At 70.8% G+C, this 12,359-nt stretch carries 10 protein-coding genes; 5 read left to right on the top strand and 5 right to left on the bottom strand.

Annotated features, from left to right (window positions below; all coding sequences use genetic code 11):
• Positions 1–50 precede the first annotated feature (50 nt).
• The 4 genes from G5C66_RS05260 to G5C66_RS05245 form a co-directional block, all read right to left on the bottom strand.
• Positions 51–923: an inositol monophosphatase family protein gene (locus tag G5C66_RS05260; RefSeq protein WP_165109899.1), complete on the bottom strand. Its 873-nt coding sequence runs from the start codon at positions 921–923 to the stop codon at positions 51–53.
• 97 nt (positions 924–1,020) lie between these two features.
• Positions 1,021–2,034 carry a ribosome small subunit-dependent GTPase A gene (gene rsgA / locus G5C66_RS05255; protein WP_165109898.1) on the bottom strand — a complete coding sequence of 338 codons (1,014 nt, stop codon included), beginning with the start codon at positions 2,032–2,034 and terminating at the stop codon, positions 1,021–1,023.
• 4 nt (positions 2,035–2,038) lie between these two features.
• On the bottom strand, positions 2,039–3,334 hold the full coding sequence (aroA, locus tag G5C66_RS05250; RefSeq protein ID WP_165109897.1) for a 3-phosphoshikimate 1-carboxyvinyltransferase: 1,296 nt from the start codon (positions 3,332–3,334) through the stop codon (positions 2,039–2,041).
• 30 nt (positions 3,335–3,364) lie between these two features.
• Positions 3,365–5,944 carry a sigma-70 family RNA polymerase sigma factor gene (locus tag G5C66_RS05245; protein ID WP_165109896.1) on the bottom strand — a complete coding sequence of 860 codons (2,580 nt, stop codon included), beginning with the start codon at positions 5,942–5,944 and terminating at the stop codon, positions 3,365–3,367.
• Positions 5,945–6,235: 291 nt separating this feature from the next.
• Here G5C66_RS05245 and G5C66_RS05240 point away from each other — a divergent pair, with 291 nt between their 5' ends.
• Genes G5C66_RS05240 through G5C66_RS05220 form a run of 5 tightly spaced genes read left to right on the top strand, consistent with a single transcriptional unit; the run spans position 6,236 to position 11,137 of the window.
• A complete protein-coding gene (locus G5C66_RS05240; RefSeq protein WP_165109895.1) occupies positions 6,236–6,955 on the top strand; it encodes a hypothetical protein in 720 nt (239 codons plus the stop codon).
• Between the two features lie 55 nt (positions 6,956–7,010).
• Positions 7,011–7,769, top strand: a complete 759-nt coding sequence (locus G5C66_RS05235; protein ID WP_165109894.1) for an SOS response-associated peptidase — start codon at positions 7,011–7,013, stop codon at positions 7,767–7,769.
• Position 7,770: 1 nt separating this feature from the next.
• A complete protein-coding gene (locus G5C66_RS05230) occupies positions 7,771–8,409 on the top strand; it encodes an alpha/beta hydrolase family protein (RefSeq protein ID WP_165109893.1) in 639 nt (212 codons plus the stop codon).
• A 47-nt stretch (positions 8,410–8,456) separates the two neighbouring features.
• A complete protein-coding gene (locus G5C66_RS05225) occupies positions 8,457–10,238 on the top strand; it encodes an IlvD/Edd family dehydratase (protein ID WP_338144071.1) in 1,782 nt (593 codons plus the stop codon).
• A 29-nt stretch (positions 10,239–10,267) separates the two neighbouring features.
• Complete coding sequence (locus G5C66_RS05220; protein ID WP_165109891.1) at positions 10,268–11,137, top strand: fumarylacetoacetate hydrolase family protein; 870 nt, start codon at positions 10,268–10,270, stop codon at positions 11,135–11,137.
• On the opposite strand, the gene G5C66_RS05215 is transcribed toward G5C66_RS05220, so the two are convergent.
• Positions 11,127–12,215, bottom strand: a complete 1,089-nt coding sequence (locus tag G5C66_RS05215; RefSeq protein ID WP_165109890.1) for a LacI family DNA-binding transcriptional regulator — start codon at positions 12,213–12,215, stop codon at positions 11,127–11,129. The two genes, G5C66_RS05220 and G5C66_RS05215, sit on opposite strands and share 11 nt — an antisense overlap.
• Positions 12,216–12,359: the final 144 nt, after the last annotated feature.

Here is a 12,359-nt window from a genome sequence, read left to right as displayed (position 1 = left end):
CAACGGTAGCGGCTGTGACAGGCGTCACGCCAGGGTCTGGTGTGACAGCACTACTCGCTTGCCGGACGGCGGAACGCGGTGACCGAGCCGGGCTGGGCCGCCGGCCAGTCGGCGTCGTTGTTGCCGTCGGGCAGGCCGCCGAGGAAGGAGAGCACCGCGTCGTGCAGGTGGCCGTTGGTGGCCAAGGCGTTGCCGCCCCATGGCCCGGGGTCGCCGGCGAGGGACGAGAAGGTCCCGCCGGCCTCGCGCACGATGATGTCCAGCGCGGCCATGTCGTAGACCTCGAGCTCCGGCTCGACGGCGATGTCGACGGCACCCTCGGCGACCAGCATGTAGGACCAGAAGTCGGAGTAGGCACGTGTGCGCCAGCAGCTGCGCATCAGCGCGAGGAAGTCCTCGAGCCGGTCGCGCTCCTCCCAGCCGTGGAGCGAGGAGTAGGACATCGAGGCGTCCTCGAGGCGGCGAACGTCGGAGACCTGGCACTGCGTCGACTTCATCAGCGACTTGCCGGTGTGGGCACCCTGGCCCTTCGCCGCCCACCAGCGCCGCCCGAGCTGGGGCGCGGAGACGACCGACATCACGACCTCGTCGTCGACCGCGAGCGCGATCAGCGTCGCCCAGACGGGCACGCCGCGCACGAAGTTCTTCGTCCCGTCGATCGGGTCGACGATCCAGCGTCGGCTGGATGAGCCCGAGGACCCCGACTCCTCGCCGGTGATCGCATCGCGGGTGCGGGCACGGGAGAGCGTACGCCGGATCGACTCCTCCACGGCCTTGTCCGCGTCCGAGACGGGAGTGAGGTCGGGCTTGGTCATGACGTGCAGGTCGAGCGCCTTGAACCGCGACGTCGACAGGGAGTCGGCGTCGTCGGCCAGCAGGTGCGCCAGCCGCAGGTCGTCGTTGTAGTCAGGAGTGCTCGCCACGAGGGTTCACTCTAGTGGCTAGGACCGCGGAGCGAAGCCTCCCCTGGTAACCGGTTCGCCACGAAAACACCGCCCGGGGCATCCAAGATCACCCAGGTCAGAGCGCGTACGCCGGCACCGACCGCGCCTCGAGCAGCCGACGGAACGACGCGACCCGCTCGGGATCGAGCCCGCCGGCCTCGATCGCGGCGTCCAGGCCGCACTCGGGCTCGTCCGCGGAGTGCGTGCACCCGCGCGGGCACTCGGCCGTCGCCTCCTCCAGATCCGGGAAGGAGACGATGAGCCGTTCGGGCTCGACATGGGCCAGGCCGAACGTGCGGATCCCCGGGGTGTCCACGATCCACCCGGCCTCCTCGGGAAGCCGCAGCATCAGCGCCGAGGTGGAGGTGTGCCGACCTCGCCCGGTGACCGCGTTGACGTGACCGACCTCCCGCCCGGCGTCGGGGACGATGGCGTTGACCAGCGTCGACTTGCCCACGCCGCTGTGGCCGAGCAGCACCGACGTACGCCCGTCGAGCTCCGCGCGCAGTGCGCTCATGTCGCCGCCGCGCTGCGTCACGACCCACGGTACGCCCAGCGACCGGTAGATCGAGACCAGCGACTCCGGGTCGGCCAGGTCGGCCTTGGTGATGCACAGCAGCGGGTCGATGCCCGCCTCGTAGGCGGCCACCAGCGCGCGGTCGATGAACCCCGTGCGCGGCTCCGGATCGGCGATCGCGGTGACGATGACCAGCTGGTCGGCGTTGGCGACCACGACCCGCTCGACGGGGTCGTCGTCATCGGCCGTACGCCGCAGCACCGTCTCCCGCGGCTCGACCTCGACGATCCTGGCCAGTGCGCCCTCCGCACCCGAGGTGTCGCCGACGACCTTCACCCGGTCGCCCACGACCACACCCTTGCGGCCGAGCGGGCGGGCCTTGACCGCCCACACCTCGACCTCGGGGGCGTCGTCCATGACCAGCGTGAACCGGCCCCGGTCGACCGTGATCACCCGGCCGAGGTCGGCGTCGTCGTAGCTGGGCCGGTCCTTCGTACGTGGTCGGGTGCGGCGCCGCGGGCGGTCGTAGTGCTCGACGTCCTCGGTCCCGTAGCGCCGCTGTGCCTTCGCCATGTCGTCAGAACAAGCCGGCCCAGAAGGGCGCGAAGTCGGTGAAGGTCTTGGACGTGGTGGTGATGTTCTCGACCAGGACGTCCTCGACCACTGCGCCGATGATCACACCGGCGTGGGCCATCCGGTGGTCGGCGTAGGTGTGGAAGACCCCGCCGTGCAGGGTCGCGGGCCGGATCGTCAGACCGTCGGGGTGCTCGGTGACGTCGGCGCCGAGCGCGCCCAGCTCCCGGGCGAGCGCGGCGAGCCGGTCGGTCTCGTGACCGCGGATGTGGCCGATACCGGTCAGGTGGGAGGGCGTCTCGGCGAGGGCGCAGAGTGCCGCGACGGCGGGGGTGAGCTCGCCGATGTCGTGCATGTCCAGGTCGATCCCGGTGAGCCGTTCCGGTCCGGTCACGGTGAGCCCGTCGTCGCCCACCCGCACCTCGCAGCCCATCAGGGAGAGCACCTCGCGCAGCTGGTCGCCGGGCTGGTCGGTGGCCTGCGGCCAGTCGCGCACGGTCACGGTGCCGCCGGAGACCGCCGCCAGCGCCAGGAAGGGGGCCGCGTTGGACAGGTCGGGCTCGATGGTGCGGTCCAGGGCCTTGATCGGCCCCGGTGCCACGGTCCAGCGGTTGGCATCTGAGTCGTCGACCGCGACGCCGTGCTCGCGCAGCATCGCGACCGTCATGTCGATGTGGGGGAGCGAGGGCACCGGCTTGCCGTCGTGGCGTACGTCCACGCCCTTCTCGTAGCGTGCCCCGGCCAGCAGCAGCGCGCTGATGAACTGGCTCGACGCGGAGGCGTCGACCACCACGGTCCCGCCGGGCACCGCTCCGGCGCCCCGGATGGTGAACGGCAGCCCGTCGCCCTCGATGTCCACGCCGAGGTCGCGCAGCGCACGCAGCACCTCGCCGACCGGCCGCTTGCGCATGTGCGGGTCGCCGTCGAAGGCGATCGTGCCGGTGGAGAGCGCGGCCACCGGAGGTACGAACCGCATCACCGTCCCCGCCAGCCCGCAGTCGACCTCGGCGTCGGCGCCGAACGTCCCGGGCGTCACGACCCAGTCGTCGCCGTCGGTGTCCACCCGCGACCCCAGCGACGTCAGCGCCGCCGCCATCAGCAGCGTGTCGCGGGACCGCAGCGCCCGACGTACGACGCCGGGCCCGTCGGCGATCGAGGCCAGCAGCAGCGCCCGGTTGGTCAGCGACTTGCTCCCGGGCAGCGACACCGTCGCGGTCACCGGACCGCGCGCTCGTGGTGCCGGCCAGGGGTCGGCCGGTCCGTTCGCAGGGTCAGCAGCGCGGTCCGTCGTCGTAGTCACACCCCAACCTTAGACGTTTCGCGAGCTGGGTCAGGCGAGGCCGATCGCCTTGAGAAAGCCCTTCCAGGTCAGGGCGCTGGAGTCTGCGCTGCTCGCCGCCTGGCTGGGCTGGTCGTCAGGGCCCTTGCCGGTCCCGGGGTCGGGCTCTTCCGGGCTAGCCGAGGTCGAGGGGCTCGGGCTCTCGGTGTCGCTGGGAGAGTCCGTCGGCGGCGTGGGCAGCTGCGGCACGTCCGGGGTGGTGGGCGGCGTGGGCACCTGGGGCACGTCCGGCGGCTCGGTGGGCGTGGGCTCCGGAGTTGGGGTCGGCGTGGGTGTGGGTGTTGGCGTCGGTGTCGGCGTGGGCTCCGGGGCCGCGGAACCCGAGACGCTGTCGCGGTTGTTGTCCGCGTCGGCGTCCTCGTAGCCGCTCGGGACGATGCGGGCCTCGAAGGTCCACGTCTCGCCCGCCTTCGGGACGAAACTGATCTGCGCTGCTCGACCGTCACCGGTCAGCTCGCACTCGTAGGAGTAGGTGTTGCCGGTCGGCGGAGGAGCGACGGTGCCGCACGCCTGCCAGCCGAGGTAGGCGGGCTCCAGGCCGGTCACGGTGATCACCAGCTTGGTCGACCGACCGTCCGCGGCCTCGGGCAGGCCGGTGACGTCCGCGGTCGCGTCGACGTAGCCCCGCGAGCCAGGAAAACCGAAGAACGCGGCACCGAAGCCACCGTCCTGCGGGGTGGCGTCAACCTCGACTTTTGGGTCGTGCTTCGGAGCTTGCTCGAAGGTCACCACCACAGCACCGACGTCCTTGCCGCCGTGGCCATCCGAGATTCGGTAGGTGAAGGTGTCGCTGGCGCCCTCGTAGCCGGGGGTCATCGTGTAGACGACCTTGCCGTCGACGATCTCGGCCTTGCCGTGCGCGGGCTGGTCGACGATCTCGACCAGCCTCAGCGCGTCGCCGTTGTCGTCGGTGTCGTTGGCCAGGACGTCGATGGTCCCCTGCGCGGTCGAGGGCTGGTTGCCGTTCCCGTTGCCGTTGTTGCCCTGGCCGTTGCCGTTCGACCCGGGGGTCTTGGTCAGGGTCGCAGTGTCGCGGACGGCTTTCGGGTCGGCGTTGGGCGTGGTGACGTCGACCGTGCCGGCGACCTCGCCGCCGTTGCCGTCGGTGAGGACGTACTCGATCGTGTCGGTGCCGCGCCACCCCTTCTCGGGGACGTACGTCACGGTCGTGACCCGCTTGTCGGCCATCCGCAGGCCGCCGAAGATCGCGCCGCTGACGCCGCCGCCCTTGCCGCCGGAGGTCGTGGAGCCGCCCTTGGTGACGGTGCCGTGGGCGGGGGAGGCGACGGTGGCCTCCTTGACCGAGAGCGGGTCGCCGTTGGCGTCGCTGGCACCTCGGGTCAGGTCGATGACGGTCTTGCCGCCGGGGGTGGCCTCGACGGCAGGCAGAGGCTTGGTGATGACCGGCGCCTGCTGCGTCTGTGCCGGGGCGGTGTCAGCAGGCTGGTCGGCGGGCTGGTCTGCGGGCTGGTCCGCCGGCGGGGCAGCCGGAGGTGCCGCAGGCGGAGCAGCGGGCTGGTCGGCGGGCGGGGCAGCGGGAGGTGCCGCAGGCGGAGCGGCCGGAGCCGGGTCGGCAGGCGCCTCCGCGGCGGGCTCGTTCGCGGCCGGAGTCTTCGGGGCCGGGTCGCCGCCGGTGAGCGCGAACCCGGCGACCACGGCCGCGGCGGCCGCGACGCCCGCACCACCCGCGACGGTACGTCCCACGGGGTCGCCCAGCACCCAGTCCTTGACCCGTCCGAAGAAGAGCACCACGCCACCCTTGGCGGCGACACCGCCACCGACGGCGAGGTAACCCGCGCCTGCGGCGCCGAGCAGGGCCGGGGCGAGCCAAGCGCCCATCCCGGAGTTGACCTCGGTGAGCTCGAGGTAGATCGCGGTGCACGGCCGGCAGTCCTGCAGGTGGTCGTCGACCTTCTTCGAGTCGCGCTTGGAGAGACCGTTGCGGATGTAGGCGCCCAGGTTGGCGCGCGTGGTGGCGCAGGCCTCCTCGCCGGCGTCCTGCGCGTGCATCGAGATGAAGGCCTGCTTGAGGCCCTCGCGAGCCCGGTAGGCGAGCGCGGAGACCGAGTTCGCGGACATGCCGAGCATCGGCGCGATCTCGGCCGGCTTCTGGCCCTCGACCTCGGTGTGCCACAGCACCTGCTGCCAGCGCTCGGGGAGCTGCTGGAACGCCTTGGCGGCGGCCTGGTTGTCGAAGCCGGACACCGCGGTGTCCTCGAAGGGCACGCCCGGGTCGAACGGCGTCAGGTCGTCGGTGGTGGTCAGCTTCGAGGCGGCGCGGATCTTGTCCACGTGGAGCCGGCGCAGCGACGTCAGCAGGTAGGCGCGGAACGCCAGGTCCGGGCCGCCGCCCTTCTGCAGCACGTTGAGCACCTTCGCGAACGCCTCGGAGACGAGGTCGTCGACGTCGCCCGAGGACACCAGCTGACGAGCGAGCCGGCGGGCGGACTCGACATGGCGCTCGAACAGCGTCCCGTACGCATCCAGGTCACCGCCACGGACGGCGGTGATCAGCTCGGCGTCGCCGGGGGCGTCGAGGGTAGGTAGAGAGGTGGGGGTCGTTTCGCTCACAGCACCAGAGACGTTAGAAGGACGGAGGTATGACGCAGGTTGCGCCACGAGGAGACATGCGTTGTGCTAACGACAGCGGTGGCCCGCACGTCACGCCCCCTCCGGGATCTGACAACAAGTTCCGAGAAACCCGAAAATCGCGGGTCCCTATCGCGTCATGCTTGCTGATTTCGCGCGTCAAGTCCATGTGAGCACGCAGTAGATCAGCGCGCGCACCACTGTATCTGTGACCGGACGACTTCGGACGAGGAACGACACCAACGCCAGGAAACATCGAGAAAGGGGTGAGTCGTGCGGCTGTTCTTGCGTGGCCGGCGTACGCCTGCACCCACCCCGCCTGAGACCACAGAGCTCTCCGAGAGGCAGCGAGCGGCGCTCCCGCCGCGGTTCGAGGCAGTCGCCGAGGCGCTGGCGGAGCGGAGCAGCTACGTCGCCGAGGCCTGCTGGGTGGTCGGGCACGACCTCGCCGAGACCGGGGTGTCGCTCGGAGAGAGCCTCGAGGACCTCCGTACGACGACGCAGACGGTCGAGAGCCGCGACCCTGCCTTCGCCGAGGTGCATGCGCTCTCCGTCGCCTGGAGCGAGGCGACGCTCGGCTACCTGCACACCATCTCCTGCGCCGACCCGCTCACCGGACTGTCCACCCTCGCCCACGTGCGTGAGCGCATCTCGGATCTCTACCGCGAGGCCAAGGCGTGCAGCCACGCGCTGGTCGTCACCGACGCCCACATCCCCGGCAGCCCGGGCAGCGACGACAGCATCGCCACCGCCCGCCGGATGTCGCTGCTGGGCCAGACGGCCCGCACCGTGTTCGCCGGCGCCGCAGCCGTCGGACAGGTCGCCCACCACCGGATGGTCGTGGTCGCACCGCGCGACGAGACGCTGGTCAAACGACTCGGCCTGCTCAAGCAGATGGTCGAGCACAGCGCCGACCGGATCTGGATCGAGGGGCTCCCGGAGAACGACAGATCGGCCGGCTTCCTGCTCGACGAGCTCGCCCGCGGGGCCTAGGAAGAGCCTGGAAATACTGGGAAACACGACTCGCACGCGGCGCTAAGGTGAACGTATGTGCGGTCGTTACGCGTCCAGCCGCCAACCGGATGAGCTGGCCGAGGAGTTCGAGATCGATGAGCTGCGCCTCCAGGAGCCGCTCACCGAGAGCTACAACGTCGCGCCGACCGACGAGGTCTACGCCGTTCTCGAGCGTCCGCCGCACGAGGAGAACGAGTCGACCGAGCGCCAGCTCCGGTCCGTACGTTGGGGCTTGGTCCCGTCCTGGGCCAAGGACGTCAAGATCGGCAACCGGATGATCAACGCCCGGATGGAGACGGTGGGGGAGAAGCCTGCCTACCGCCGGGCCTTCGCCAAGCGCCGCTGCCTGCTCCCGGCCGACGGCTACTTCGAGTGGTACGCCACCGACGCGAAGGACGCCAAGGGGCTGAGTGGAAAAGGACGGGCCCGCAAGCAGCCCTACTTCATCACCCCGAAGGACGGGGGAGTGCTGGCGATGGCCGGTCTCTACGAGCTCTGGCCCGACCCCGCCAAGGCCGAGGACGACCCGACCCGGTGGCTGTGGAGCTGCACGGTGATCACCACCGAGGCGGAGGACTCCCTCGGGCGGATCCACGACCGGATGCCGCTCATGGTGGAGCGGGGACGCTGGGACGAGTGGCTCGACCCGACCCGTCCGGGCGACGTGACCCTGCTGACCCCGGCGGCGCCCGGACAGCTGGAGGCCTACCCGGTCTCGACGCTGGTGAGCAACGTACGCAACAACGGCCGTGAGCTGATCGAGCCGCTGCCGCTCGAGGAAGCCTGGGGATGACATGGGTGGAACCACGACGCAGATGATCGACACGCCCTATGGGGAAGGGCGGCTCTACACCCGCCGGGCGCGGCGACCACAGGCGACCCTGCTGCTCTCCCACGGCGCCGGCAACGGCATCGACACCCATGACCTGATGGCGCTCAACGACGCGCTCCCTGCCCAGGGGATCACCGTGGTCCGCTTCGAGCAGCCGTGGCGGGTCAAGGGGAAGCCGGTGGCCACGCCGCCCAAGTCCCTCGACGCGGCGCTCACGCTGGCCGCCAACTGGATGCGGGTGCGTACGCCGCTGGTGGTCGGAGGCCGCTCCGCCGGCGCCCGCTCGGCGGTCCGCACGGCGCGCGGGTTCGGCGCTGCGGGGGCGCTCTGCCTGGCGTTCCCGCTGCACCCGGTCGGCAAGCCGCAGGTCTCGCGTGCCCACGAGCTGCTGGAGGCGAGGGTGCCGACGCTGGTGCTGCAGGGCACCCGCGACCGGTTCGGCAGGCCCGAGGAGTTCCCCGAGAGCGTCGAGGTCACCCCGATCCCGGGGGCGGACCACTCCCTCGTCGTCGGCAAGCGCGGCCCGGTCACCCAGGCCGACGCCGACGCCATCCTGGTCGAGTCCACGCTGGAGTGGCTGGTCCGCGAGGTCATCGCCTAGTCAGGTTCCCGAGCGGGGACATGATCAGCGGCGCTAGTGTTTACCACGTGGTAAACGCCCCTCGCCTGCGCAGCCAGGACTGGTTCGACAACCCGGCCAATCCCGCGATGACGGCGCTCTACATCGAGCGCTACATGAACTGGGGTGTGACCCGCGAGGAACTCCAGTCGGGCAAGCCCGTGATCGGCATCGCGCAGACCGGCTCGGACCTGGCGCCCTGCAACCGGCACCACCTCGGGCTGGCCCAGCGCGTACGCGACGGGATCCGGGAGATGGGCGGGATCGCGTTCGAGTTCCCGGTGCACCCGATCCATGAGATGGGGAAGCGGCCGACGGCGGCGCTGGACCGCAACCTCGCCTACCTCGGTCTGGTGGAGATCCTCTACGGCTATCCCCTCGACGGGGTCGTGCTGACGACGGGGTGCGACAAGACCACGCCGGCGTGCGTGATGGCGGCGGCCACGGTGAACATCCCGGCGATCGTGCTCTCGGGCGGGCCGATGCTCAACGGCTGGCTCAAGGGAGAGCGCATCGGCTCGGGCACGATCATCTGGAAGGCGCGCGAGATGCTCGCGGCGGGCGATATCGACGTCGCGGAGTTCACCGAGCTGATCGCGTCCTCAGCGCCGTCGCCCGGCCACTGCAACACCATGGGCACCGCCGCCACGATGAACAGCCTTGCCGAGACCCTCGGGATGAGCCTGCCCGGCTCGGCCGCGATCCCGGCACCGCACCGTGATCGCGGCCGGGTGGCCTACCTGACGGGCAGGCGCATCGTCGAGATGGTGCACGAGGACCTGAAGCCCTCCGACATCCTGACCCGGGAAGCGTTCGAGAACGCGATCGTCGTCAACTCGGCGATCGGCGGCTCCACCAACGCTCCGGTCCACATCAACGCGATCGCCCGGCACGTCGGCGTCGACCTCGGCATCGAGGAGTGGGAGACGATCGGCCACCGGATCCCGCTTCTGGTCGACATGCAGCCCGCCGGCAGGTTCCTCGGCGAGGAGTTCCATCGCGCGGGCGGGGTGCCGGCCGTCGTCCACGAGCTGATGCGTCACGGGCTGATCCACGAGGACGCGCTCACCGTGAACGGACGGACCATCGGTGAGAACTGCCGCGACACCGTGAGCGAGGACGCCGAGGTGATCCGCGGCTTCGACAACCCGCTCGTGGAGGCTGCCGGCTTCATCGTGCTGACCGGGAACCTGTTCGACAGCGCGATCATGAAGACCAGCGTGATCTCGGCGGAGTTCCGTGAACGCTACCTCTCCGATCCCGAGCACCCGAACGTGTTCGAGGGCCGTGCGATCGTCTTCGACGGGCCCGAGGACTACCACGCCCACATCGACGACCCCGCGCTCGAGGTCGACGAGGGGTGCATCCTGTTCATCCGGGGCGTCGGCCCGATCGGCTATCCCGGCTCTGCCGAGGTCGTGAACATGCAGCCGCCCGCCGCGCTCATCGAGCGTGGTGTGCACTCGCTGCCCTGCGTGGGCGACGGGCGCCAGTCCGGTACGTCCGGGTCACCCTCGATCCTCAACGCCTCGCCCGAAGCGGCCGCCGGAGGGGGCCTCGCGCTGCTGCGTACGGGCGATCGTGTGCGGGTCGATCTCAACGCGGGACGGGCGGACATGCTGGTCTCCGACGAGGAGCTCGCCGAGCGGCGTGACGAGCTCGGGGAGTTCCCGGTGCCGGAGTCGCAGACGCCGTGGCAGGAGATCCAGCGTTCCATGGTGGGCCAGCTCGCCGACGGGATGGTCCTCGAGCCCGCCGTGACGTATCAGCGCGTGGCTCAGACCAAGGGCACCCCGCGCGACAACCACTGAGGCGACAACCACTGAGGTAGGAGCAGCCGATGCACCTTGTCCGACACGACCCCGGGAACGGCCCCCGGGTCGGCGTACGCAGGGACGACTCGATCATCCCGCTGAGCGGAGTCGATGCCATGGCTGACCTCCTCGCCATGCCGTATGACGAGATCCGGGCCGCCGTCGAGTCCGCCACCGCACCACCGGTCCCGGTCGCGTCCGTCCGTCTCCTCGCCCCGCTGGACGGGCGAGCCGAGCTGTGGTGTGCGGGCGTCACCTACGCCCGTTCGCGCAGCGCCCGGATGGAGGAGAGCGCCGAGCGGTCGGTCTACGACAAGGTCTACTCCGCGCAGCGGCCCGAGCTGTTCCTGAAGGCTCCGGCCTGGCGCCTGGTCACCGACGGCGAGCCGGTCGGCATCCGGGCCGACTCCGGTCATGACGTGCCCGAGCCGGAGCTCGCCGTCGTGGTCAACGCCCACGGCGAGATCGTCGGCTACACCGTCTGCAACGACATGAGCTCCCGCTCGATCGAGGGCGAGAACCCGCTCTACCTCTCCCAGGCCAAGGTGTACGCAGGCGCCGCAGCGCTCGCGGCGGGGATCAGGCCCGCCTGGGAGGTTCCGGACGCCACCGGTCTGGCCATCGCCCTGGTGATCCGCCGGGGCGAGCACGAGGTGGTCGCCGCGGAGACGTCGTCCAGCCAGCTCGTACGACCGATCCAGCAGCTCGTCGACTACCTGTTCGCCGGCAACGACTTCCCTGACGGAGCGGCGCTCGCCACCGGCACCGGGATCGTCCCCGACCTCGACTTCAGCCTTCAGCCCGACGACGTGGTGGAGATCGAGATCGCCGGTGTCGGACGGCTCGTGAACCGGGTGGAGACGGGCAAGGAGCCCTTCCGGTGGCTCAGCCGTTGAGCGTCTGAGCCGCCGCGCCGGACTGGCGCCCAGAGCTCCCGAGCGTCCCGGAGCCGGTGCCGCCGGAGGACTCCCGCACGATGACGTCGAAGGCGGCCTTGTGCAGCCGGGCCGGTCGAGACGATCCTGCGCCCCACTCGATGCGCTCGGCCAGCATGCCGACCGCCGTCTCCGCGATCTCCGCTCGACCGGGGTCGACGCTGGAGAGCGAGGGCACGGTGAGGTGGCTGATGGCGATGTTGTCGAAGCCGATCACGGCCACGTCGTCGGGCACGACGCGCCCGGCTTCTCCGAGAGCCCGGAGCGCTCCCAGCGCGAGCGCGTCGGTCAGCGTGAAGATGGCGTCGAACTCCAACCCGGAGTCGATCAGCCGCCGGGCCGCGTCGGCGCCGTCCTCCGGATGCCAGGGCGCGACGACCCGCTCGAGCCGGGGATCGTGCTCGATGCCAGCAGCGGCCAGTGCCTCCCGGTAGCCCTGGATCCTCAGGTTCGACGGCCCGAGCTGCCGGGTCTCGTCGTCGGGATGGGCGCCGATGACGGCGATCCGCCGGCGCCCCAGCGAGATCAGGTGCTCGACGGCCGCGCGGGCCGCGCTGACGTTGTGCATCGTCACGTGGTCGGTGGGTCCGCCGAAGATCCACTCGCCGAGCATGACCAGCGGGAAGTCGACGTACGCCAGCAGGTCGCGGTCCTCGGTGCCGAGTCGCTCCGGGCTGAAGAGCAGGCCGTCGGTCTGGGGGAGGCCGTGCGTGAGGAGCTCGATCTCGTGCTCGCGGTCGCCTCCCAGCTGTCCGACGATCACGCTCAGTCCGCGCTTGGCGGCCGCCGCGATGACCGCGTCGGCGAGCTCGGCGAAGTAGGCCTGCTTCAGCTCCGGCACCGCCAGACCGATGACGCCGGTGCGCCCGGAGCGCAGTCCGCGCGCGGAGTGGTTCGGCCGGTAGCCCAGCTCGGCGATCGCCTGCTGAACGCGGGCGCGGGTGTCCGGGTGCACGTTCGGGTGGTCGTTCACCACGTTGGACACCGTCTTGGGCGAGACGCGGGCAAGGATCGCGACGTCGCGCATCGTCACAGCCATCGTCGCCTCGTGTTCCCTCGTGCCCCCGGTTCGGAGGCAGCCTACATCGGTGTTTTTCGTCTGCCCCGCTTGCCCTTTCGGACACTCCGTGTGGCGAATGTCACGTTCGGGTCTTGACAGGGATCTGAGTGCAGGACAAGGATA

The sequence above is a fragment of the Nocardioides turkmenicus genome, assembly GCF_011045035.1.
Taxonomy (GTDB): Bacteria; Actinomycetota; Actinomycetes; order Propionibacteriales; family Nocardioidaceae; genus Nocardioides; species Nocardioides turkmenicus.
Note: the sequence above shows the minus strand (reverse complement) of the source record. Positions and strands in the feature narration are given on the sequence as shown.